General features: G+C 64.3%; 19 protein-coding genes and 1 tRNA gene. 8 read left to right on the top strand and 12 right to left on the bottom strand.

The window, feature by feature from the left end:
* The first annotated feature begins 97 nt into the window (after positions 1-97).
* Positions 98-1,075 (top strand): NAD(+) diphosphatase, encoded by a 978-nt coding sequence (gene nudC, locus KTJ89_RS01890; protein WP_172169139.1) that lies wholly within the window; start codon positions 98-100, stop codon positions 1,073-1,075.
* Positions 1,072-3,111: an ATP-dependent DNA helicase UvrD2 gene (locus KTJ89_RS01895; protein WP_172169141.1), complete on the top strand. Its 2,040-nt coding sequence runs from the start codon at positions 1,072-1,074 to the stop codon at positions 3,109-3,111. Before nudC ends, KTJ89_RS01895 begins: the two co-directional genes overlap by 4 nt.
* On the opposite strand, the gene KTJ89_RS01900 is transcribed toward KTJ89_RS01895, so the two are convergent.
* Entirely contained in the window at positions 3,088-3,990 is a 903-nt protein-coding gene (locus tag KTJ89_RS01900) for a hypothetical protein (protein WP_259356723.1), read from the bottom strand. The two genes, KTJ89_RS01895 and KTJ89_RS01900, sit on opposite strands and share 24 nt — an antisense overlap.
* Before the next feature lie 570 nt (positions 3,991-4,560).
* On the opposite strand from KTJ89_RS01900, the gene KTJ89_RS01905 reads away from it, so the two are divergent.
* Complete coding sequence (locus tag KTJ89_RS01905; RefSeq protein WP_172169146.1) at positions 4,561-5,112, top strand: M48 metallopeptidase family protein; 552 nt, start codon at positions 4,561-4,563, stop codon at positions 5,110-5,112.
* Here the strand turns inward: KTJ89_RS01905 and KTJ89_RS01910 are convergent.
* Positions 5,096-5,650, bottom strand: coding sequence for an NUDIX hydrolase (locus KTJ89_RS01910; RefSeq protein WP_259356724.1), 555 nt, complete (start codon positions 5,648-5,650; stop codon positions 5,096-5,098). The two genes, KTJ89_RS01905 and KTJ89_RS01910, sit on opposite strands and share 17 nt — an antisense overlap.
* Positions 5,651-7,087, bottom strand: coding sequence for a zinc-dependent metalloprotease (locus KTJ89_RS01915; RefSeq protein WP_259356725.1), 1,437 nt, complete (start codon positions 7,085-7,087; stop codon positions 5,651-5,653).
* Positions 7,088-7,258: 171 nt separating this feature from the next.
* On the opposite strand from KTJ89_RS01915, the gene KTJ89_RS01920 reads away from it, so the two are divergent.
* Positions 7,259-8,398, top strand: a complete 1,140-nt coding sequence (locus KTJ89_RS01920; protein ID WP_139466955.1) for a YlbL family protein — start codon at positions 7,259-7,261, stop codon at positions 8,396-8,398.
* A gap of 32 nt (positions 8,399-8,430) precedes the next feature.
* Positions 8,431-11,418 (top strand): UPF0182 family membrane protein, encoded by a 2,988-nt coding sequence (locus KTJ89_RS01925; RefSeq protein ID WP_172170237.1) that lies wholly within the window; start codon positions 8,431-8,433, stop codon positions 11,416-11,418.
* Positions 11,419-11,927: 509 nt separating this feature from the next.
* On the opposite strand, the gene KTJ89_RS01930 is transcribed toward KTJ89_RS01925, so the two are convergent.
* Positions 11,928-12,001 (bottom strand) — tRNA-Met (locus KTJ89_RS01930).
* A gap of 161 nt (positions 12,002-12,162) precedes the next feature.
* Between KTJ89_RS01930 and KTJ89_RS01935 the strand changes: the two genes are divergently transcribed.
* Positions 12,163-12,711: a YceI family protein gene (locus KTJ89_RS01935; RefSeq protein WP_139466957.1), complete on the top strand. Its 549-nt coding sequence runs from the start codon at positions 12,163-12,165 to the stop codon at positions 12,709-12,711.
* A gap of 218 nt (positions 12,712-12,929) precedes the next feature.
* Here KTJ89_RS01935 and KTJ89_RS01940 read toward each other — a convergent pair whose 3' ends face one another.
* Genes KTJ89_RS01940 through KTJ89_RS01960 form a run of 5 tightly spaced genes read right to left on the bottom strand, consistent with a single transcriptional unit; the run spans position 12,930 to position 17,934 of the window.
* Positions 12,930-14,195: an aminotransferase class I/II-fold pyridoxal phosphate-dependent enzyme gene (locus KTJ89_RS01940; protein ID WP_172169154.1), complete on the bottom strand. Its 1,266-nt coding sequence runs from the start codon at positions 14,193-14,195 to the stop codon at positions 12,930-12,932.
* Positions 14,195-14,986, bottom strand: coding sequence for a histidinol-phosphatase (gene hisN / locus KTJ89_RS01945; protein ID WP_172169157.1), 792 nt, complete (start codon positions 14,984-14,986; stop codon positions 14,195-14,197). The genes KTJ89_RS01940 and hisN overlap by 1 nt, the downstream gene beginning before the upstream one ends.
* A gap of 9 nt (positions 14,987-14,995) precedes the next feature.
* Positions 14,996-16,099 carry a ribosome small subunit-dependent GTPase A gene (gene rsgA, locus KTJ89_RS01950; RefSeq protein WP_172169160.1) on the bottom strand — a complete coding sequence of 368 codons (1,104 nt, stop codon included), beginning with the start codon at positions 16,097-16,099 and terminating at the stop codon, positions 14,996-14,998.
* Between the two features lies 1 nt (position 16,100).
* Positions 16,101-17,444 (bottom strand): 3-phosphoshikimate 1-carboxyvinyltransferase, encoded by a 1,344-nt coding sequence (gene aroA / locus KTJ89_RS01955; RefSeq protein WP_216656717.1) that lies wholly within the window; start codon positions 17,442-17,444, stop codon positions 16,101-16,103.
* Positions 17,437-17,934 (bottom strand): DoxX family protein, encoded by a 498-nt coding sequence (locus KTJ89_RS01960; RefSeq protein ID WP_139907894.1) that lies wholly within the window; start codon positions 17,932-17,934, stop codon positions 17,437-17,439. The genes aroA and KTJ89_RS01960 overlap by 8 nt, the downstream gene beginning before the upstream one ends.
* A gap of 145 nt (positions 17,935-18,079) precedes the next feature.
* Here KTJ89_RS01960 and KTJ89_RS01965 point away from each other — a divergent pair, with 145 nt between their 5' ends.
* A complete protein-coding gene (locus KTJ89_RS01965) occupies positions 18,080-18,736 on the top strand; it encodes a sigma-70 family RNA polymerase sigma factor (protein WP_373284066.1) in 657 nt (218 codons plus the stop codon).
* A complete protein-coding gene (rsrA, locus tag KTJ89_RS01970) occupies positions 18,733-18,990 on the top strand; it encodes a mycothiol system anti-sigma-R factor (RefSeq protein WP_039210641.1) in 258 nt (85 codons plus the stop codon). The genes KTJ89_RS01965 and rsrA overlap by 4 nt, the downstream gene beginning before the upstream one ends.
* A 97-nt stretch (positions 18,991-19,087) precedes the next feature.
* On the opposite strand, the gene KTJ89_RS19295 is transcribed toward rsrA, so the two are convergent.
* The 3 genes from KTJ89_RS19295 to KTJ89_RS01980 form a co-directional block, all read right to left on the bottom strand.
* Complete coding sequence (locus KTJ89_RS19295) at positions 19,088-19,162, bottom strand: 50S ribosomal protein bL37 (protein ID WP_098731028.1); 75 nt, start codon at positions 19,160-19,162, stop codon at positions 19,088-19,090.
* Positions 19,163-19,335: 173 nt separating this feature from the next.
* Positions 19,336-19,950 (bottom strand): GDSL-type esterase/lipase family protein, encoded by a 615-nt coding sequence (locus KTJ89_RS01975; protein WP_139466963.1) that lies wholly within the window; start codon positions 19,948-19,950, stop codon positions 19,336-19,338.
* The gene (locus KTJ89_RS01980) at positions 19,947-23,669 is read right to left on the bottom strand and encodes a multifunctional oxoglutarate decarboxylase/oxoglutarate dehydrogenase thiamine pyrophosphate-binding subunit/dihydrolipoyllysine-residue succinyltransferase subunit (protein WP_259356726.1); all 3,723 of its coding nucleotides are present in this window, start codon (positions 23,667-23,669) and stop codon (positions 19,947-19,949) included. The genes KTJ89_RS01975 and KTJ89_RS01980 overlap by 4 nt, the downstream gene beginning before the upstream one ends.
* Positions 23,670-23,724 lie beyond the last annotated feature (55 nt).

Raw genomic sequence — 23,724 nt, forward strand, 5'->3', positions numbered from 1 at the left:
CTCGCCGTCGAGCGTGTCTGCCGAGGGGACATTCGGGTCCGGTCAGGCATTCACGGCCACGGTCTGAGTGTCAGGACGCTGAGATATCGTGGAGGGCATGAAGCCATTGCCTCCAGTGCAGCCGATCAGCCTCGCCCGACACGGAATCGATCGGGACCATCTGACTCGGGGCCACGACGGAGACCTCAGCGAGATCTGGGCCTCAGGGGCCCTCGCCGTCCTCGAACATCGCGGATCGCTGCTCGTCGCCGGCGGCGGGCTCTTCCTGACCGACCGCGAAGCTGTGCCGGAGGGCCAGACGGAGGTCTACCTCGGCCGAGACCCACAGGGCACCCGATATATCGGAGTGTCCTTGGACGACGACGGTCGCAGCCACGTCGATTCCCGATTGGACGCCTCTCGCGCCCGGGACGCCACCGATCTGCTGACCGCTCCGGGAGAGGGGATCGACAGTTCCGAACCCGTCTGGCTGACCCTGCGTAATCTCGCCGAAGCCCTTGACGATGTGCAGGTATCCCTGGCCTGCGAGATCGTCGGTTTGGGAAACTGGCATCGTGCACACCTGTTCTCCCCGCGCACCGGCGCACCGACCACTCCGATCATGGGCGGATGGGTCCGCCGCGATCCGGTGACTGGAAGCGAACACTTTCCCCGCACCGATCCGGCAGTCATCGTCGTCATCGTCAACACCGATGAGGACGGGGTCGAACGTGTCCTGTTGGGCAACAACGCCGCCTGGGAATCCGACCGGTATTCGCTCCTGGCCGGATTCGTCGAACCGGGTGAGACACTCGAACACGCGGTGATCCGCGAGATCTGGGAAGAAGCTCATCTCGAAGTCACCGAACCTCGGTATCTGGGCTCTCAGCCGTGGCCGTTTCCCTGTTCGCTCATGCTCGGCTTCTCGGCCGTCGCTCCCAGCCGAGACTTCGCCGCCGACGAGGCTGAGATCGCCTCGCTGCGCTGGTTCACCCGGGCGGAGCTGCGCGCTGCCATTGCGAACGGCGAGGTGCGCGCTCCATCGACGATCTCCATTGCCGGTCAGCTCCTGTACAGCTGGTTGGACAACGCATGAATGCTTCGGCCACGGCCCTGCTCGAGGCCTTGGACGAGGAACAGCGCGCCGTCGCCACCCATTTCGACTCACCGGTGATCGTCCTCGCGGGTGCCGGCACCGGTAAGACCCGCGCCATGACGCACCGGATCGCCTTTGGAGTTGCGTCGGATGTGTTCCCTGCCAACCATGTCCTCGCGCTGACATTCACCGCCAAGGCGGCGGGGGAGATGCGCTCACGCCTGCGCGGACTCGGAGTCCCCGCGGTCCAAGCCCGTACGTTCCACTCCGCAGCGCTGCGTCAGCTGCGGTTCTTCTGGGACCGGTTCGCCGAAGGAGACTTTCCGCGGATCATCGAGAACAAGGCGGGCATCATCGGCTCGGTCATGCAGAGCCTCGGGTTGGAGACCAGTCGGGAACTGACCAGAGACGTCGCGTCGGAGATCGAGTTCGCGGCCTCGTCCCTGCTCGGCGTCGACGACTATGCGACGAAGGCAGCGGCCCGGGACCTCCCTGGTCAGCTGAGCGTCGACGATATGGTGCGGATCTTCGAAGCCTACGGGGAGGCGAAGACACGGGGACGGCTGCTCGATTTCGATGATGTGCTCCTCGTGCTCTCGGGAGTTCTGGCCGAGTATCCGGCGATCGCAGCCGAGATCCGCGAACAGTACAGGCACTTCGTCGTCGACGAGTTCCAAGACGTCTCGCCGCTCCAATACGATGTTCTCTCCCGGTGGCTGGGCCCCCGTGACAATCTCTGCGTCGTCGGCGATCCCGCTCAGACCATCTATACCTTCGCGGGAGCCGATGCGAGCCTGCTCGGTTCGCTCAGCACGTCGATGCCCGAGGCCAGAACGATCCGCCTGGTGCGCAACTACCGGTCGTCCCAGGCCATCGTGTCCACCGCGAACAATCTGCTGCGACACACCTCTCGGACCGCGCTGACCTTGCGGACCGACAACCCGATGGGCCGCCAGCCGCGCATGGTGGAGTATCCGACCGACGAGGCCGAGGCCACCGGGGTCGTCCAGGCTATCTCGGCAGAGATCCAGGCCGGACGTCGTCCGCGCAACATCGCAGTCCTCTTCCGCACGAACGGACAGAGTCCCTCCTACGAACAGGCTCTGGCCGCAGCCGGGATTCCCTATGTGCTGCGCGGCGGAGAGCGCTTCTTCGCGCGCAAAGAGGTCAAGGAGGCCGTTCTCATGCTCAAGGCCGCACGCGCGACCTCGAGCGGACAGCGTCTGACCGAAGCCGTGACAGAGGTTCTCGGCTCTCTCGGATTCACCCGAGAGCCGCCGGCCGCCGGAGCCGGCAGACAGCGTTGGGAATCGCTCAAAGCCCTCGTCGACCTCGCCGAGGAGCATCAGCACGGTCAGGAACTCCCTGTGCCGATGGAGGTCTTCCTCAGCGACCTGTCGGATCGTGCCGAGCACCAGTTCGCCCCGGACATCGAAGGCGTCACTCTGGCTTCCTTCCACGCGGCGAAGGGCCTGGAATGGGACAGTGTGCACCTGGTGGGTCTCAGCGAAGGTCTGCTGCCCATCAGCTATGCCCAGACGCCTCGAGCCATCGCTGAGGAACGTCGCCTGTTCTACGTGGCGCTGACGCGTGCAGGCACAGACCTGCGGATGAGCTGGTCGCTGGCCCGGTTCGACTCCAAACAGAGACCGCGGAGGTCATCACGCTTCCTCGCCGAACTCGGGCAGTCGGGACCGACGATGGGAGATGGCCGCACAGCGTCGAACTCTGCGGCGCTCAACCGCTGCCGCGGCTGCGGGAGGGCATTGGTCTCGCACCTCGACCGTGCACTCGGACGATGTGCGGACTGTCCTGCCGACATCGATCTCGAGCTGCTGGACCGTCTGCGACGCTGGCGGGTGCGCATCGGAATGGAGCAGGGACTGCCGCCGTACCTCGTTCTCACGGACACCTCGCTGTCAGTCATCGCGGAGGTCCGTCCCCGCACCCTCGACGAACTTGCGCGGGTCCCCGGCATCGGTGCGACGAAGCTCGAACTCTACGGAACTCACCTACTGGGTCTGCTCGGCGACTGACCCGAAATCCGGGACCGGCGTGCGACACTGGCAGCGATCGTGGAAGGTCATTCCACTATCCGTGACCTCGCCGGCATCCAAGGTGACCACGCGTCGGATCGGTGCTGTTTCGGGGCGCAGCAGCGCCTGACGAAGCATCTGAACAACATGCGCCGAACCGAGGATGCGTGCGGCGGGATCGCTGAGGCTCTCACGCTCCGGCAGGGCACGCAGACGCGGATGCTGATCGAGCCAACCGGCATCGCTGTCCTTCCGGTGCAGGCAGGAACACACAGAGCACGGTGTCGAACCGGGCCGGATGAGTCCCGTGATCTCCACAGACTGCTCACCGAGGACGACCTGACAGTGGTCGACTTCGCGATCACTGAGCCACATGGCGGAATTGAGATCCGGAACCAGGTGAGAACTCGTGACCACCACCGGTGAAGCCATGAGATCGAGCTCCTCGACACGGCGAGCCGCGGCGACGGCGAATCCGAGAGCCGCCAGCTGCCCTTCGACATGGGAGCGCAATGGACCCGTGACAAGCACAGGCCGGGACCCGAGGACCTGGGACACCCGATCCGGCGACAGATTGAATATGCGCGCCGCGGCGAAGACCGGGGACTCCTTCGGCACGGCGCCGCCGTCCGCGTCGGCCGGGATGAGGACACCTGCCTCCCCGAGGAGGGTGATGAGGGAGCTCGCCCTGCTGAGGTCGACCCCGAGTTCCTGAGCGCGTGAATAGAACTGAGCCGAGCCGATCCCGAGACGGAGATCTTCGATGAGACTGGCGTCACCGAGCAGCAGCCCATCGATGAGCACAGGATCATCTGCGCCGAACTGGATGCACGAGGACGAACGCCATGTGATGGGAACACTCGGAAAGATTCTGAACATCTCGGCCCCTCCGCCTCGCCATCCTGGAGACTTCCACAGTAGTGAACGAGAGCCGGAATGGCCACGGTGGGAGAGAAATTGTGGACAACCCTGTGGAAAAACGGCTGAGGACAGGCCGGGAAACGCATCCCGGCATGCCCTCAGCCGCATAGTGCCCCAGGCGCTCGCGAGGACTCGTGCGGCTTCCCCTTCCGCACGCATCCTCGGGTTTTCCGGGGTCAAGCATAGAACTTATTCCGCAAAAGCCTCCGCGTCAATGCACCGTCATGCACAGACACGTCAACAGCCTGTGGAAAACCTGTGGGAATCGCCGTGGAGTCTGTGGAGGAAAGGCGCCTTGAGTGTCGATATGACTGTTGATAAACACGCTCCCGGGTCGGATCAGCTCCCGTTCTGCGGGGACTGCGTTCTCGGAGGCGGCTGTGGACGGGGGATTCGACCTCAACTTTTCGGCAGACTCAGGAAACTCACAAACTCCGAAGGCTGTTCGTCTTCAGAACCGCTGCAGAGACGCCGCCACGGTGCCGGTGGCACTGTCACCGTGTCAGTGCGGTTTCCTATGATGGTCCGGTGAACAGAGCACAGCGGTGGAGTGAAGAAGAGGTGCTGCGGGCGATCGCCCGGGGTGAGATCGAAGTGCGTCGATCGGCACGGCGGAAGAAGACCGTCGCCGTCTCGAAGGAGGTCGAGACCTACGTGCTGCGCACTCCTGAGCGCTACAGCGTGGAGCGCAACATCCGTTCGCTGACGGATCTGTTCAATCGCCTCTCCGCCCGTGATCACTCGTCGGATGCCGACCTCGCCGAGCTGGCTGAGGAGATGAGCCGTCGTTTCTTCGGCGGCAGGCTGCGACCGACGTCGATCCGCTGGGTGACGAATCAGAATGTCAGCAGATGGGCGTCAACGACGACGTCGACGGGTGACATCCGCGTCTCCCATCGCCTGCAGGCCGTGCCGCGCTGGGTGCTGGAGACGGTCGTCGTCCATGAACTCGTCCATCTCCAGATCGGTCCCCACTCGAAGGAATTCCATGCATTGGCCGATCGCCATCCGCGGCAGACCGACGCAAAGATCTATCTCGAAGGATTCAGCGATGGGGAGCGTTTCAGGCGTGGGAGCTGAGCGCTGACACAGCGGAGCGGAAGAGGCCCGGCAGCCGGTCCGGCAGGTCGAGCATGAGGTCAGCGGGCAGTCGGTCCAGAGTGAACCAGGCGACGTCGAAGGACTCCTCCGACACATTCGGCGAATCGTCAGTCGAAGCCTGGGCTGCGAAGACGACGTCGAAGTGTCGGGTGCAGGTCCCGAACGCGGCCGAGAGGTCATGCACATGCACGTCGATGGGATCGGCAGTGACTCGTGCGAGCGGGCGCAGACCGCTTTCCTCTTCGGCCTCTCTGCGAGCGGCATCATGCAGCGAGGTGTCGACAGATTCGAGGTGTCCTCCGAACTGACCCCACAGCCCGGCCTTCCGGTGGTGGTTGAGTAGAACCGCCTCGGTGACCGGATCGATGACCAGACAGCTGGCTGTGAGGTGGTGCTCACCGCCGGAGCGGTGCAGGGCGTCGGCACCCTGCCGGTCGAAGAGCTCCGCGAAGGACGCGGAGAATGAGTTCCGCGGTCCGCGCTCGACTTCCTGCCGGGCGGTATCGAGATCGATCATTCAGCGATCGTCGCGATCGTCGGAGCTGTCGTCGTCGGAGCTGCTGTCACCGGTCGGCGCAGAGTCGTTGCGATCCGTCTCTTCGGACTCTGTTTTCGCATCGCTGCCGCCGGCTCCCTCAAGTCCCTCGGCGAGAATGCGGGACAGGGCCTCATCGATGCTCGATTCGTTGGTCCATTCGGCCTGACGTCGCTCGGAATAGCCCAGCGGGTCGTCCAGATCCTGCGTGGTCGGCAGCAGATCCGGATGGGAGAACACGCGATCGCGGGCTTCGGCGCCGCCCTGCGTCTCGAGATACGCGAAGAGCGCGGCGGCATCGCGGAGGCGACGGGGGTTGAACTCGAGACCCACAAGGGTTGAGAAGGTCTTCTCCGCCGGTCCCGCGGTTGCCCGCCGACGGCGCAGCGCTTCGCGGATCTGATCGCGACCTGGCAGATGCTTGCACGCCTCATAGACGACGACGTCGACCCACCCGGCGATGACGGCGAGGAGGTTCTCCAAAGACGTCAGCGCCTTCCTCTGATCGTCTGTCGTCGGCGGGTTGAACAGTCCCTGGCGAATATTGTCGCTGAGGTCGGAGATGTTCGACGGATCGATGTTCGACGCCATGTCCTCGATCTGCGAGGTGTCGACCTTCAGTCCCTGCGCATAACGAGTCAGAGCGGTCTCGACCTGGGCGCTCAGCCACGGGGCGCGCTCGAACAGAGCGAGGTGGGCGAGCTCCTGAGCCGCGAGGTAGATGCGGACCTCGGAGACGTCGACGTCGATCTCGGAAGCGAACGTCTCGACGTTCTTCTCGATGACCACGGCAGTGTCGTGGGGCAGCAGCGGGAGTCCCACCTCGGTGCCGGTGAGGACGCTTTCGGACAGCGCGCCGACGGCCTGTCCGATCTGCATGGCGAACATCGAATCGCTCATCGATCCGAACATCGACGATGCGCCTGCGAGGATGCCCTTCATCTCGGCCGGGACCTGGGACTCGAGCGTGTCCGTCAGGGCCGAGGACATGTTCTCCTTGATGGGCAGCACGAACTTCTGCCAACCGGGCATCGTCTCCTTGACCCAGTCGGCTCGGCGCAGCGGACGGGCGGAGCGGTTGGCGACGGAGAAGTCGGTGGCCTCGGCGAGCCAGAGCTCGGCCAGACGGAACGCATCGGTCGTCGCCCGCTCAGCGTCCTCGGATACAGAGGGGTCGGGAGTCGGAACCGCCTTCTGAGCGATCGACACTGCCTGGGCCTGCGGAACGGCACCCTGCCCGAAGAGCCCCTGCATCTGATTCATGATCGTGGACATCATCGCCGGATCGATCGAGAAGCCCTGCGGCATGCCCGAACTGTTCTTGTCATCTCCCTGACCGGATCCGGGACCATTGGCGCCGAAGAGCATTCCGAAGATCTGCTCGAACGGATTCTGTTCGTTGTTGTTGTCATCGGTCATTGTTCTACAGCCCCCAAGAATCGGTTTGACATCAACGTTAACGGTTCCGAATGTGCGAAGCTTCCCAATTCCGGGAGGTTTCGCAGGATGTTCGCACCGGGCGAAAGGAGTCTGTGAAACGGACGCTGAGGTTTCAACTAGACTGGTGGGGCGGTGCAGCGAAAGGATTACATGACAGAGAACGCCCCTCGGGCCGTGCCGGCGTCACCGGCACCGACACGCGGCACCAAACGACGACGGACTCCACGTCTGGCCACGACCTCGGGCGTCCTCACCTACGTCTTCATCGCGCTGGCCGTGCTTCTGCCGGTTCCGTACATGCTTCAGCTGCCGGGACCGGTTTTCAACACCCTCGGCGACTACCAGGGCGACCCCATGATCAGCGTCTCCGGAGCCAAGACCTATCCGACTGCAGGCCGCATCGACATGCTCACCGTCGCCGTCAGCGGCGGACCCGGTCGCGACATCTTTGCCTCTCAGGCACTCGGCGCACTCATCAACGGCGAACAGACCGTCGTCCCCACGGAGGCGTACTACCCGCTGGACACCACTCGCGAGGACGTGACCGAATCGAATGCGGTCGAGATGTCCTCGAGCCAGGATGTCGCCATCGCCGCCGCCATGGGCCAGATGGACAAGTCGTACTCCGTGCATCTGTCGGTCGATGACGTCGTCGCCGATGCTCCGGCTCAGGGCAAGCTGCGCAAGGGAGACCGACTCATGTCGGTCAACGGCAAGAAGCTCGATTCCGATCCCCAGGCCGCGCAGATCATGAGCAGGACAGTGCAGGGGACGGACTCCGTCGAGCTCGGCATCGAACGCGACGGGAAATCGAAGACGATCTCCCTGACTCCCGCGAAGGTCGACGACCGCAAGGCGATCGGCATCACGATGAAGCAGGACTTCGAGTTCCCCGTCGACGTGAAGTTCAACGTCGACGGCGTCGGCGGTCCCTCAGCCGGGACGATGTTCGCGCTGGCCATCATCGATGAACTCACTCCCGGTGCGATGACAGGCGGCAAGCATGTGGCTGGCACGGGAGAGATCACCCCTGACGGAACGGTCGGCCCGATCGGCGGTGCTCGCCAGAAGGTGGCCGCCGCCACCGAGAAGGGAGCGACGCTGTTCCTCTCGCCCGCCGACAACTGCGCGGAGGTCATGGCCGCCGCGGACCAATCCAAGATCACGGTGGCGCGCATCGACACGCTCGATGACGCGCAGACCACCGTGGAGCAGTACGCCGCCGGCAACACTTCGGACCTGCCGAAATGTCCCGCCGATGGTGCCGACAACAATGAGAAAGGGCAGTAGTGAGCACCTCGTCCTCACCCACCTCCGCACGCATGCCGGCGAATCGGCCAAGACGTTCGCCGCTTCTGCTCACCCTCGTGTCTGTGGCGATCCTGCTGATCGCCTTCATCGCCTTCACCCAGGTCTACACCGAGGTGCTGTGGTTCCGCCAGATCGACGCGGCGAACGTCTTCCGAACCATGTGGCTCACCCGCGGGCTGACATTCCTCGGCGGATTCATCCTCATGGCCGTCCCGGTCTGGCTGAGTCTTCATCTGGCCTACCGCCATCGTCCGGTCTACGCGCCGACGACCCCGCGACAGGAGAACCTCGACCGTTATCGTGAGGCCATCGAGCCTCTGCGTCGGGTCGCGACGATCGCGATTCCCGCGGTCATGGGTGTCCTCGCCGGCATCACCGCCTCGGCGCATTGGAACACGATCCTCGAATGGATCAACTCGACGTCCTTCGGCTCGAAGGATCCTCAGTTCGGTCTCGACAAGTCGTTCTTCGTCTTCGTCCTTCCTGGCCTGCGCCTCATCGGCAACCAGCTTGGCATGGCGCTGCTCTTGGCGCTCATCGCCGCCCTCGTCGCCCATTACCTCTTCGGCGGAATCCGTCCGGGGGAGCAGAAGGGCGTCATCCTGACGAAGGCTGCCCAGTGGCAGCTGGGCATCACCGTGGCGGTTCTCGTCATCGTTCAGGCCGGTCGGCTGTGGCTCTCCCGCTACGACCGGATGACCGCTGCCGGCGGGATCGTCCCCGGCGTCACCTACGTCGATGATCATGCCGCCCTGCCGGCCATGGCGATCGTTGCCATCGCCGCCGTCCTGGTCGCACTGCTGTTCGTCTACACCGCGTGGAAGGGCAACTGGCGGATCTCGATCATCGCCACGCTCACCCTTATCGTGCTCGGCGGCGTTTCGATCATCGCGTACCCGGCCCTGCTTCAGCAGTTCCAGGTCAATCCGTCGCAGCAGAGCAAGGAATCTGACTACATCCAGCACAACATCGATGCCACGCGCGATGCGTTCGACTTCGATGACATCGAAGTGACTCCGTACTCGCCGAGCACCACTGGCAAGAAGGGCGACCTGCGCAAGGACGCCGAGACCGCGGCGTCGATCCGTCTGCTGGACCCGAACCTCGTCTCGGACACCTTCCGGCAGCTGCAGCAGGTGCGACCGTACTACTCGTTCCCGCAGAAGCTCGACGTCGACCGCTACAACATCGACGGAGACATGCGCGACACCGTCATCTCGGTGCGCGAACTCGCCCCGAGTTCGGTGAACAACCAGAGCTGGTTCAACCGGGCGATCGTCTACACCCACGGATTCGGTGTGGTCGCAGCCAACGGCAACCAGCGCAACCCGGACGGCGAGCCGCTGTTCATGGAGTCGGATATTCCGCCGAAGGGCGAGTTCCCCGACTACGAGCCGCGTGTGTACTTCGGAGAGTCATCTCCGGACTACTCGATCGTGGGCGCCCCGAAGGGCGCGACTCCGCGTGAGCTCGACTACCCCTCCGATGAGAAGAGCGGCTCCGGCCAGGTCAACAGCACCTTCTCCGGTGACGGCGGACCGTCGGTGGGCAATGTGTTCAACCGCCTCGCCTACGCCCTGAAGTTCCAGGACGAGCAGATCCTTCTCTCGGACGCGCTGAACGAAGAGTCCCAGATCCTCTACGATCGTCACCCGCGCGAGCGTGTGGAGAAGCTCGCACCCTTCCTCAAGGTCGACGGAGATCCGTACCCGGCCGTCGTGGACGGGAAGATCAAGTGGATCCTCGACGGCTACACCACTGCCGAGGACTACCCGTACTCGACACCGCAGCCGCTCCAGCAGGCCACCGAGGATTCGACCACGGCGTCGGCTCCGAATTCGGTGGCGACTCTGCCGGACGATGAGGTCAACTACATCAGGAACTCGGTGAAGATCACCGTCGATGCCTACGACGGTTCCGTCGACATGTACCAGTGGGACAAGGACGATCCGGTCCTGAAGACCTGGATGAAGGTGTTCCCCGGACTCATCAAGTCGTCCTCGGAGATGTCCGGCGATCTGATGAGCCACGTCCGGTACCCGGAAGACATGTTCAAGGTCCAGCGCGACCTGCTCACGAAGTACCATGTCACCTCCGCCAGTGAGTTCTACTCCGGTCAGGACTTCTGGACCCTGCCGACCGATCCGACGACGAAGGCGAGCAGCGGACTGACGCAGCCGCCGTTCTACATGACCCTGCAGATGCCGGGCCAGCAGTCGCCGTCGTTCTCGCTGACGAGCTCGTATATCCCGGCTCGATCGTCCGAGGGGCAGTCGAGAAACAACCTCACCGGGTTCCTCTCTGCCGATGCCGATGCCGGCAGTAAGAAGGGCGAGACAGCCGAGGGCTACGGCAAGCTGCGGCTGCTGCAGCTTCCGCGCAACACCACTGTGCCCGGACCTGGTCAGGCTCAGAACAACTTCAACACCGCGCCCGATGTGCAGCGCAGTCTGAACCTGCTGCGTCAGGGTGAGTCCGAAGTCGAGAACGGCAACCTGCTGACTCTGCCGATCGGCGGGGGTCTGCTCTACGTCCAGCCGGTCTATGTCCGGTCCGCCGGTGAGACCTCCTATCCGCTGCTGCAGCACGTGCTCGTGGCGTTCGGTGAGGACATCGGGTTCGCTCCGACCCTCGACGAGGCGCTCGACCAGGTGTTCGGCGGAGACTCCGGAGCCTCGGCTGGCGATGCCGGAACCGAGGACAGCGGAGACGGCGAGTCGGGATCGACCTCCGGCGGAGAGGACGCGGATTCGAAGTCCGGCTCGCCGGACAAGGCTCTCAACGATGCTCTGCAGGAGGCGAAGAAGGCCATGGAGGACTCCGATGCCGCGCTGAAGGACGGCGATTTCGCGGAGTACGGAAAGGCTCAGGATCGCTTGAAGAAGGCACTTGAGGATGCCGTCGCCGCTGACCCGTCGCTGGCCGAGGATGCGGCGGGCAGGGAATCCTCCGCTCCCGCCTCGGAGCCGGCTGACGAAGGCGGCGACTCGGGCAACTGAGTCGGAGGCGAACCGGTACGGCGCTGAGAGGCCGTGCCGACCGAGTTCGGACTTTCCGCGACGAACGCCCCTGGGACATCCCAGGGGCGTTCGTCGTTCGCAATGGATTCGCCGGAGGTGAGACCGGCGTCGCTCGCTTCTCTGGACGCACTCGCAGCGCTGCGTCAGCCTAGGTGCGCGGTATCTGTCTGAGGTGCTGCGTCAGCTGAGGGCAACGCACCTGTCTGTGGCGCTGCGTCAGTCCGAGATTCGGCATCGGCTTGATGCGAGATGAAGGCTGTGCGGTGAAACAGGGCCGTGCGCTCTGCAGATCGACATCTGCCTGGGTGCTTGATGGCGTTCGACGTGCCGAGCGCTCGAGTTGCCGTCACTGTATCGAGTTATGCGGCGAGCGGTCGACGCTGAGTCGAGCGGCCGGCAGGGAATCGACTCTGCAAAGTCGGTCGGCAAGGAGTGTGAATGAGAAGAACCCCCAGTCAGAGAACTGACTGGGGGTTCTGCCGCTATCGTGGCGGGGGAGGGATTTGAACCCCCGACCTCCGGGTTATGAGCCCGGCGAGCTACCGAACTGCTCCACCCCGCGGCGTGTTCTTAACTTTACACGAGGGGTCACCTGGCGGCCAAACCGAATACAGGTGACCTCCGCCACATGGTCACTTGCCGTTCATCTGCAGCGGTTGCATCTGGTTGAAAGTTGAACTATAGTCATTCTTGTACTTCAAATTTCAACCAAAAGGAGAAATCATGACTGCTCTGCCTCAGGGACTCACCGCCGGAACCTGGAACATCGACCCCATCCACTCGGAGTTCACCTTCACCGCTCGCCACGCGGGCGTCTCGAAGGTCCGCGGCCACTTCGAAGAGATCGCCGGCAGCGTGAACGTCGGTGAGACCCTCGAAGACAGCGCCGTGTCCGCCGAGGCCTCAGCGAACTCGATCAACACCCGCAACGAACAGCGTGACGGTCACCTCAAGAGCGGTGACTTCTTCCTCGCGGAGGAACACCCGAAGCTGAGCTTCAAGTCGACCGCGATCAAGGCCGACGGCGCCGATGAGTTCGAGACCGTCGGCGAACTGACGATGCGCGGCGTGACCAAGGAAGTCGCCTTCGCCACCGAATTCGCAGGAGTTGCCACCGATCCGAACGGCAACCAGGTCGCCGGCCTCTCGGCCACCGCCACGGTCAACCGCAAGGACTTCGGAATGTCCTTCGAAGCCGTCCTCGGCGGAGGAGAGCTTCTCGTCTCCGACAAGATCAAGATCGAACTCGAACTGGAGCTCGTCAAAGCCTGATATGCCCTGAGCTGGGCTGCTGATCGGCGCGTGCGCCGACACGGAGCCAGACTCAGCGGGCAGCGTCGCTGCCCGAGACAGAAGGGGCGAACAGTCTATGCGGTTCGCCCCTTCTGGCGTCTTTGGGCGCCGCGACTCCTGTCCCTCGGCGCGGCGATTCCCGTACCGTCCCTCGTATCCGGAACTCAATCTGCCTCGACCACGAAAGCCAGCGATACTCAGTTCCTCCGACGCAGCGCGTCCGGGTGCTCCCGCAGGTGCCCTCCGAGTGCGTTGAACAACTGTGCGCCCTTGTCGACATCGGCAACGGACTTACAGAACGAATATCGGATCGAGGACCTATAGGCCTCGTACGCCGGGCTGCCCTGCCTGCACAGAGCTGGTACGGGAATTCCGACCAAGGAGAATTCTCTGGCCAGCAGCTCATTGAGCTCGAAGGCATCGCGATCCGTCAGCGCAGAGAAGTCAACCACTGTGAAATAGCCGGCGCGCGGAGTGGACACTTCAGCGCCCGGCACCGAGCGACAGGCGGGCACGAGGACCTCAGCGCGTGCCCGCAGCGAAGCTCGGTTCTCGGCGACGAACTGCGAATCGCCGTCCAGCATATCGGCCATTCCGATCTGCATCGGACCGCCGGCCGTGAACGACAGGAACTGCTTGACGGTCTGAATGGCCTGGCGAACCTCGGGAGAGGCGATGACCCAGCCGATCTTCCACCCTGTCGTGTTCCATGATTTGCCCGCCGAGGAGACCGTGACGACGCGTGCAGAATCCTCGATGGCAACTGCGGGAGGCACATGCCCAAGATCAGTGAGGACGAGCTGCTCGTAGACCTCATCGGAGAGCACCCAGGCGTCGACCGCCTCGGCGGCTCGTCCGATCCGGCCGAGATCAGCGGCAGAGAAGATGAACCCGGTGGGATTGTGCGGAGTGTTGACGAGGATGATCGCCGGATCGACCTCGGCGATCACTCGGTCGAAAGTCTCCCAGTCCGGGGCGAAGTCACCACGGCCATCGGGCAGGATCGGCACCGTGTGCAGTGTTCCGCCGGCGGCGGCGATCGCCGCCGGATAGGAGTCGTAGAACGGTTCGAAGGCGACGAGAGAGCCGCCCGGCGGCAGCAGTGCGAGGATCGCGGCGGTCAGGCCCTCCGTGGCGCCAGCAGTGTAGAGCACCTCGTCAGGATCGACGTGCTGTCCGAAGTCGCGTCCGCGTTGAGCGGCCACGGCCTCGAGCAGCTGCGGGTATCCCTGACCGGGGGCGTATTGATTGAAACCGGCCCGCATCGCCTCTTCCGTCGCGGCGATGAGCTCGTCCGGAGGCTCCGTGCCCGGAGCGCCCTGTCCGAGGTTGACGGCTCCGACCTCGGCGGCGAACTTCGTCATCTGCCCGTAGATCGTCTCACCGATCGACCCGTCCGGATTCGTGAGTCCTGCGGCCTCGGCCATCTCATGCCACAGCGGGGCTCCCATGATGTCCGGCATCAGGAGACCTCCGCGGGAGCGACCCGACCGAGTCGATCGAGTGCGGCTTCATGGAGGCGAGAATTGCTGGCCAGGGCATTGCCGCCGAAGGGCCCCGGAAGTCCGGCCGTGTTCGTGAAGGTGCCTCCGGCTTCGAGGACGATGGGTACGAGCGCTCCCATATCGTAGAGCGCGAGCTCGGGCTCGCAGGCGAGGTCGACAGCACCCTCGGCGAGCAGCATATAGGAGTAGAAGTCGCCGTATCCGCGAGTGCGCCACAGCGAATCGCAGAGATCGAGGAACTCATCGAGGATGCCGAGTTCCTTCCAGCCCGACAGCGACGAATACGACAGGGACGCATCGGCGAGAGAATCGACGGATGACACAGCGATGCGTTCGGCCGGGGACCCGAGCTCGGTCGCGTAGGCGCCCTGGCCCGTTACTGCCCACCATCGGCGACCGAGCGCGGGAGCGGAGACGACTCCCAGCAGCGGCTGGTCACCGTCGTAGAGGGAGATCAGCGTCGCCCACACCGGCACCCCGCGCACGAAGTTCTTCGTTCCGTCGATGGGATCGATGATCCACCGTCGCGATGACTGCCCGTGTGCACCAAATTCCTCACCGAGCACGCTGTCATCGGGTCGATCCTCTGTGAGGCGATCCATGATCGCCTTCTCCACCGCACGGTCGCATTCGGTGACCGGAGTGAGATCGGGTTTGGTTTCGACGGCGAAGTCCTGTGCCCGGAAGTGCGGGTGGCTGATGGCATCGGCGAGATCGGCGAGTTCGATCGCCAAGTCGAGGTCGTTCATGCCTCCAGCCTATCCAGTCGAGGGCAGCAGCCGGCGCAGGGACTCCAGCCGTGAGACTCCTCCCGGTCCGGCCTTGCCGTCGGCCACCCATTCATCGAGTCGGCAGCCGGGGGAGTCCGCGAGGTGAGTGCATCCGCGGGGGCAATCGGCCGTGGCCTCGACGAGTTCGGGGAACGCGGAGAGCAGGGTCTCGCGGTCCACATGGGCCAGGCCGAAGCTGCGCACTCCCGGGGTGTCGATGAGCCAACCGCCGCGTTCCAACGGCAGGCACACGGCCGAGGACGAGGTGTGACGTCCGCGTCCGGTTACGTCGTTGACATGGCCCGTCGCTCGGTCGGCGGCGGGAACGAGAACGTTGGTCAGCGTGGATTTGCCCACCCCGGAATGGCCGACGAGGACGCTGATGCGTCCACGGAGACGCTCGGCCACCTCGGCGTGGCGTTCTGCCTCGTCGCGGGCCGCATCGTTCGCGGCGTCCGTCGTATCGGTCGGCTCGGCATCGGGATCGATGGAGGATTCGACGATGTCGATCCCGGACGCGGAGAAGCGTTCCTTCAGCTCCGTCGCCGGGCGCAGATCGGTCTTCGTGACGATGAGCAGGGGAGTGATCCCTGCATCGAAGGCCGCGACGAGTGCGCGATCGATGAGACCGAACGAGGGAACCGGGTCCACGGTGGCCGTGACGATGCCCATGACGTCGACGTTGGCGACGAGGACGCGCTCGGTCGGGTCGGTGTCATCGGCGCTGCGGCGCAGCAGGGTCTGCCGCTCGGTGATCTCCACAAGCCTGGCCAGGGTGCCCTCGGCCCCCGAGGTGTCGCCGACGAGGCGGACGACGTCTCCGGGAACGATCGCCTGCTTGCGCAGGTGCGAGGCGCGCACCGCGGTCACCGAGGTGGCCCCCTGTGACCGTTTGCCCTTCTTCCGAATCGGGGGACTTGACGGGAAGTTCCCGTCGTCGTCAGCGAGGATGACCCGGTATCGGCCCCGATCGACCGCGGTGACCAGACCCGAAACAGCGTCCTTGTGGTCGGGGCGGCTCTTCGTCCGCGGTCGCGAACCGCGTCGATTCGGCCGGGGGCGGTAGTCCTCATCGCGAAAGATCTTCGCCATATCAGGCTCCGGGGGTGAGCATGGCTTCCCACAGCTGAGTGAAGGCAGGCAGGGTCTTGGCCACAGTGCCGGCGTTCTCGATGACCATTCCGTCATTGCGCAGGGCGAGGACGGCACCGGCCATGACCATGCGGTGGTCGTGGTAGGTATGCCACAGCGCCGGGCGCAGGTGCGTGGTGCCGGTGATCGTCAGCGCCTCGGCATGTTCGACGACATCGACGCCGATGGCACCGTACTCTCTGGTCAGAGCCGCCAGACGGTCGGTCTCGTGCCCACGCAGATGCCCGATTCCGCGCAGCTGCGACGTTCCTTCTGCCATAGCTGCGAGTGCCGAGACCACTGGGGTGAGCTCGCCAACGGCCGACAGGTCGAGATCGACCGCGGTGAGCCGGTCCGGGCCCTGCACATGCAGTCCTTCCCTATCGAGGCGCACCGTGGCTCCGAACGCCTCGGCGATCTCGCGGAAGCCGTCACCTGCCTGGGTGGTGTGCACGGGCCAGTCGGCGATGGTCACGGATCCGGCGGTGGCCACGGCCGCCGCTGCGAAGGCTGCGGCATTGGACAGGTCGGGTTCGACCCGCACGTCGAGACCGCGCGGAAGTCCTGGTTCGACGATCCAGCGCTCGGGTTCGGGCTCGCTGATGTCGACGCCCGCGTCGCGGAGGACTTCGATCGTCATATCCACGTGCGTTCGGCTGGGCACCGAGTCCGCAGTGTTGGTGAGTTCGAGTCCCAAAGGCATGACGGGAGCGGCGAGGAGCAGACCAGAGACGAATTGACTGGAGGCGCTGGCATCGATGCCGAGGTGGCCGCCGCGCAGCTGAGAGTCGGCGTGGATCGTCATCGGCAATGTGCTCGCGGCGGAGGTGATCGACGCACCGAGCTCCCGCAGCGACTCGATCGTCACCGACATCGGCCGCACCCGGGCCTGTTCGTCGCCGTCGAGGACGACCTCACGACCGGTGAGCGCGGCAAGTGGGGGGATGAAGCGCATCACGGTTCCGGCGAGACCGCAGTCGATGGTGATCGGTGCGGAATCCTGCGCAGCTGCGTCTGTGGGCGCGTGTCCGTCCGGGAAGGGGATCGGCTCGATGTGGAGCTCATCGCCGTCTTCGTCGATCACGGCGCCGAGGCGACGCAGGGCGTCGACCATGAGAAGGGTGTCGCGGCTGCGCAGCCATCCCTTGAGATCGGATCCGGAACGGGCGAGAGCCGCAAGGATGAGATAGCGGTTCGTCAGAGACTTGGAACCGGGAACGGTCACAGTGGCAGAGACGGCGGAACCGGCGACCGGCGGCTGCCAGTCGCCGGTCGCCGGGGGAGTGTGCGTGGAGATGTCAGTCAACTCCGAGTGCGCTCAGAGCCTGCTTCGAGGTGTCTTCCACGCTCGACCACAGGTCTTCGGCCGCGTGCTGGGTCCGCCACCACAGGCCGGGGCGTCCAGCGGTGTCGACGGCGGCGAGCAGGGCACCGCCGAGCATCGAGGTCCGCAGAAGAGTGCGTTCGTTGCGAGCCTTCTTCTCCTCCTTCGACGTCGTCTTGTCAGCAGACAGACGCTCACCGACCGTGTCGAGCAGGTAGGTGCCGACGAGGATCGATGCGCTGAGGCGGGGGAAGCGTCCGATGGCGAGCATCGAACCGGCAGCGACCTGTGCAACACCGGTGGCTCGGGCGAGAGTCACTGCGTCGACGGGGACGTCGACCTGCTTGCGAGCCTGGTTGAGGAGCGGGCCGACCGATGCGGCCGCTGCCTCCGGCTTGCGCAGTCGTTCGACGCCGTTGAGGATGTAGCCGGCGGCCAGCATGGGCCGTGCGATAAGACGAATGGGAGACACAGTGGTCCTTCCTACGTGGCGGTCATCTCACTGGCAAGCATAACTGCTGAGGTGGGAATAGTGGGACGTCGGTCCGATGTTGTACCGGGTGAAGCCATTCGACGGGTGCACCCGTCGGGAAGTCGACAGGCAGAAGGAGAAGTCTATGAGCGCCACTGCCGTCCTGGAGAGAACGGGCGTACCATTGACTGCGATGACCGAATCAGTCAAAGAAGCCCCCGAAACCGACGCCGAGAGGTCGGCGCGTTTCGAACGGGATGCTCTGGAATATGTCAACCAGCTCTACGCAGCTGCTCTGCGTATGACCCGGAATCCAGCCGACGCCGAAGACCTCGTCCAGGAAGCCTACGCGAAGGCGTATGCCGCCTTCCACCAGTACAAGCCCGGAACCAACCTCAAAGCCTGGCTGTACCGGATCCTGACGAACACCTTCATCAATAACTACCGCAAGAAGCAGCGTCAGCCGCAGGAACACGGCAGCGAAGACATCGAGGACTGGCAGATTGCACAGGCGAACAGCCACTCGTCCTCCGGCGGTCGTTCCGCCGAACTCGAAGCCCTCGACCACCTTCCCGACTCCGACGTCAAGGAAGCGCTCTCGGCACTGCCCGAAGACTTCCGCATGGTCGTCTACTATGCCGATGTCGAAGGACTGCCGTACAAGGAGATCGCCGAGATCATGGAGACGCCGATCGGCACTGTGATGTCCCGGTTGCACCGCGGTCGCCGACAGCTGCGGGAGATGCTGGCCGACTATGCCGCCGAGCGCGGTTTCGTGAGTCCTGAGGGAGGTGCGAAATGAGCGACGAAGGATGCTGCGAAAGCGTCAGGACCGAGTCACTGATGCGCATCTACCACTACCTGGACGGAGAACTGACGACGACGGAGATCCGCGAGATCTCGATCCACCTCGAACAGTGCCCGTCGTGTCATGACGAGTACGAGATCGAAGCGCTGCTCAAAGAGCTCGTGCGTCGTTCGTGCAGCCACGACCGTGCCCCGATGGGACTGCGAGAGAAGATCCGGCAGCGGATCGCGCTCGAACAGAACTCCTGACCGGCGCCCAGACACAGGGGAGTCCACGGACACAACGAAGGCGGGAAGAGATTCGAATCTCTTCCCGCCTTCGTCATTCACCGAACGTATCAGCGAATCATGCGTTTGGACGCTTGCCGTGGTTTGCTTTCTTACGGCGGCGATCGCGACGCTTACGGCCACGCTTGCTCATTGTGCCCTCCTTTGATAGACGCTCAATTGTCTCATGATCACCCGAGCAGAGCAAAGTCGGACCAGGTCACCCACCTTGCCGAATTCGTCTGACAAGATGATGCGACTGTCACGGCTGAGCTCTTCGTCGGCCGGACATCGCAGAGTTCTTCGGTCGGGCACCCCATCGACGTCTCAGCTGTCGCCGAGGACGTCCTGGACTCCCAGCCAGTTGAACCAGCCGCGATGGAGAACCAGCCAGGCCAACAGACCGTATCCTTCCTGCGCCGGCAGATGGTCCCGCGACGATGCGACCTCGCGCTGCCACACGGGATGGCCGAGGAGGGGCGTGAAGGTGTCGACATAGGTGATGCCGCGCCGCTTGGCCACATCGGAGAAGCTGGCATTGAGCTCGGCGATGCGACGATTGCGGTCACCGTCGTGTTCAGGCGGAGGGCCCAGCACGAACGTCGAGACCTTCCGAGCCAACGCCTCGTCGAGGATGTTGGCCACATCGAGCCGGGCCCTGGCCACCGAACGCCCCGAATCGAGATCCCCGGACCCCAGAGCCAGCACCAGACGGTTGTCCCCTTCCCGAGTGAACCGAAGGGACGCCTCGGCGATGGTCCGACCGTGAAGACCAGCGGAATCCTCGGCCGGCACGGCGAGGGGATACACCTTGAGTTCAGGCAGACTCGGCAGAGTCCTCGCCGTCACCCGACCGACCCACCCGAGGCCACGGCCATCGCCGTGGCCGGCGACCAAAGGGCCTCCGACCACGGCGATGGTTGTGGTGACGTCGCTGCTCACCGGCTGAAGATCCGGTCGACGAGTTCCTTCTGCTGAGCTTCGTGGAAGTGCTTGAGCCCGGTCGAGGTGGCGGCAGAAGCGGCACGGGAGATGACCTTGACCTCACGGCCGCCGAGGAGCTCGGGCAGGTGCAGTGCCATGAACGGCCATGCACCCTGGTTCTCCGGCTCTTCCTGGGCCCAGACGATCTCGGCATCGGCCGGGAAGCGGTCGAGCACAGCGGTGATGGCCGCCTCGTCGAGCGGGTAGAGCTGCTCGAGGCGGACGAGCGCCATCTTCGTGTCGTTGTCCTTCTCCCGCTTGGCTTTGAGCTCCCAGTAGAGCTTGCCGGAGACGAGGACGACGCGCTCGACCTGCGAGGCATCGACGTCCGTATCGTCGATGACGGCCTGGAACCTGCCCGAGGTGAAGTCCTCCGGCGAGTTCGCGGCAGCCTTGAGGCGCAGCATCGACTTCGGGGTGAAGACGATGAGCGGACGCTTGTTCGTCGTCGAGGCGTGGCGACGCAGCAGGTGGAAGTACGAGGCGCCCGAGGACGGGTAGGCCACCGTCATATTGTTCTCCGCGCACAGCTGGAGGTAACGCTCGATGCGACCCGAGGAATGGTCGGGTCCCTGTCCCTCATAGCCGTGGGGCAGGAGCATGACGACACCGGAGTTCTGCTGCCACTTCTGCTCGGAGGAGGAGATGAACTCGTCGATGACGGTCTGCGCACCCTGTGCGAAGTCACCGAACTGAGCCTCCCACGCCACGAGGGCGTCCTTGCGTTCGACGGAGTAGCCGTATTCGAAGCCGACAGCGGCGTACTCGCTGAGCAGGGAGTCGTAGACCCAGAATCGAGCCTGCTCCTCGGTGAGGTTCTGCAGCGGCGTCCATTCGTTGCCGTTGACCGAGTCGATGAGCACCGAGTGGCGCTGGACGAAGGTCCCGCGACGGGAGTCCTGACCTGCCAGCCGCACCGGCACGCCGTCCATGAGCAGCGAACCGAAGGCCAGCAGCTCGGCGAAGCCCCAGTCGATTCCGCCCGACAGCGACATCTCCTTGCGCTTCTCGAGCAGCGCCCGCAGCTTCTTGTGAACCGTGAAGCCCTCGGGGATCTCGGTGAAGGCCTCGCCGATGCGCTGCAGCGTCTCGGGACTGATGGCCGTCTCGGCATCGTTGAAGGTCTCGATGTCGCTGGGCTCGTAGGGAGCGTTGAACGCTTCTCCGTCGTAGGAGCCGGTCTCGGCTTCCTTGGTCTCGGCGAAAGCCGATTCCAGCTTGGACTGGTAGTCCTTGAGCGCCTCGGCGGCCTCTTCGTCGGTGATGCACTTCCTGCCGACGAGGGATTCGGTGTAGAGCTTGCGCACCGAGCCCTTCTTCTCGATGAGGGAGTACATCGTCGGCTGGGTCATCGACGGATCGTCGCCCTCGTTGTGGCCGCGGCGGCGGTAGCACACGAGGTCGATGACGACGTCCCGGTTGAATTCCTGGCGGTATTCGAAGGCCAGGCGGGCCGCCCGGACGACGGCTTCGGGGTCATCGCCGTTGACGTGGAAGATCGGGGCGTTGATCGACTTGGCGACGTCCGTGCAGTAGAACGAGGACCGCGCCGAGGCGGGGGGAGTGGTGAACCCGACCTGGTTGTTGATGATGACGTGGACCGTTCCGCCGGTGCGGTAGCCGCGCAGCTCGGAGAGGTTGAGCGTCTCGGTGACCACACCCTGTCCGGCGAATGCGGCATCGCCGTGGACTAGGACCGGCAGTACGGTGAAGCCGGACTCGCCCTGGTCGACGAGATCCTGCTTGGCGCGCACGATGCCTTCGAGGACCGGATCGACGGTCTCGAGGTGGCTGGGGTTGGCCGCGACGTAGACGCCGGTGGTGTTGCCTGCCGGTGAGGTGAACGAACCCTTGGTGCCCAGGTGGTACTTCACATCGCCGGAGCCCTGGACGCTGTCCGGGGACATGGTTCCGTCGAACTCACGGAAGATCTGCGCATAGGACTTGCCGGCGATGTTCGTCAGCACGTTGAGGCGACCACGGTGGGCCATGCCGATGGCGACCTCGTCGAGGCCGGTGTCGGCGGACTGGTTGAGGATCTCGTCGAGCAGGACGATCGCGGATTCTCCGCCTTCGAGGCTGAAGCGCTTCTGTCCGATGTACTTCGTCTGGAGGAAGGTCTCGAAGGCCTCGGCGGCGTTGAGACGACCGAGGATGTGTCCCTGCTCCGAACGGGTGAGCTCCTGATGCGGGACCTCGATCTTCGACTGGAACCAACGGCGCTGGACCGGGTCGGCGATGTGCATGTATTCGAAGCCGGTGGTCCGGCAGTAGCTCTCACGCAGCAGTCCGAGGATGTTGCGGAAGGGCATCATCGGCTTCGATCCGAATCCGCCGGTGGGGAACTCGCGTTCGAGATCCCACAGGGTCAGACCGTGCTGATTGATGTCGAGATCCGGGTGGGACCGCTGACGATAGACGAGAGGATCGATATTGGCCATTAGGTGACCGCGCGTGCGGTAGGCATCGATGAGTTCGATGACGCGTGCGGTCTTGTTGACGTCGTCCTGGTCTTCGGCCGAGACGTCGGGAACCCAGCGCACCGGCTCGTAGGGCAGGCGCAGGGATTCGAAGACATCGTCGTAGAAGCCGTCTTCGCCGAGCAGGTAGCTGTGGACGAGCTTGAGGAACTCGCCCGAACCGGCTCCCTGGATCACGCGGTGATCGTAGGTCGAGGTCAGGGTCAGCACCTTGGACACGGCCAGGGAGTTGATGGTCTGCTGGCTGGCACCCTGGAACTCGGCGGGGTAGTCGAGCGTGCCGACACCGATGATGCAGCCCTGGCCCTTGGTCAGACGCGGAACGGAGTGGACCGTGCCGATTCCGCCGGGGTTCGTCAGCGAGACCGTGGTGCCGGCGAAGTCGTCGGCGGTGAGCTTGCCCTGCCGTGCCTTGTCGACGAGGCCGTCGTAGGCGTCGACGAACTGGCGGAAGGTCAGCGTCTCGGCCTTCTTGACGTTGGGCACCAGCAGGGTGCGTGATCCGTCCTTCTTCGGCACGTCGATGGCGAGGCCGAAGTTGATGTGGGCGGGGGAGACCATCACGGGCTTGCCGTCGCGGACGTCGTAGGAGACGTTCTGCGAGGGGAAGTTCTGCAGGGCGCGGATCACGGCGAATCCGATGAGGTGGGTGAAGGAGACCTTCCCGCCTCGGGTGCGCTTGAGGTGCGAGTTGATGACGATCCGGTTGTCGATGAGCGCCTTGGCAGGCAGGGCCCGGACCGAGGTGGCGGTCGGGACTTCGAGCGACTCATCCATGTTCTTGGCGATGAGCTTCGCGGGGCCGCGCAGGGGAGTGATCGTCTCCTCCGGTGCGGGCTTCGGTGCGGCTTCCTTCGCGGTGACCTTCGGCACGGACTTGGTCTCTGCCTTCAGCGTCTCGGACTCAGCCGAAGACGGGGAGACGCCGCGAGAGGTCTCACGGGAGGTCGCCGGGGCTGCAGCTGAAGCAGGGGCCTTGGCATCCGACTTATTCGCGGCCGGCTTCGCCTCCTGCTTGGCGGCGGGCTCGGCAGCGGACTGAGCGCCTCCGCCGTTCTTCTCGTACTTGTCGAAGAAGGGCCACCAGGACTGGTCGACCGAATTCTTATCTGACTTGTACTGCTCATACAATTCCTCGACCAGCCACTCATTCGACCCGAAGTCTTCAACGGTGCGGTTCGGAGTATTGACGGACACGGCGTTGATCGCCTACTTCCTGATTCAAGACTTGCTGCTTAACGACATCTCCAAG

The sequence above is a fragment of the Brevibacterium sediminis genome, from assembly GCF_024895295.1.
Classification (GTDB): domain Bacteria; phylum Actinomycetota; class Actinomycetes; order Actinomycetales; family Brevibacteriaceae; genus Brevibacterium; species Brevibacterium sediminis.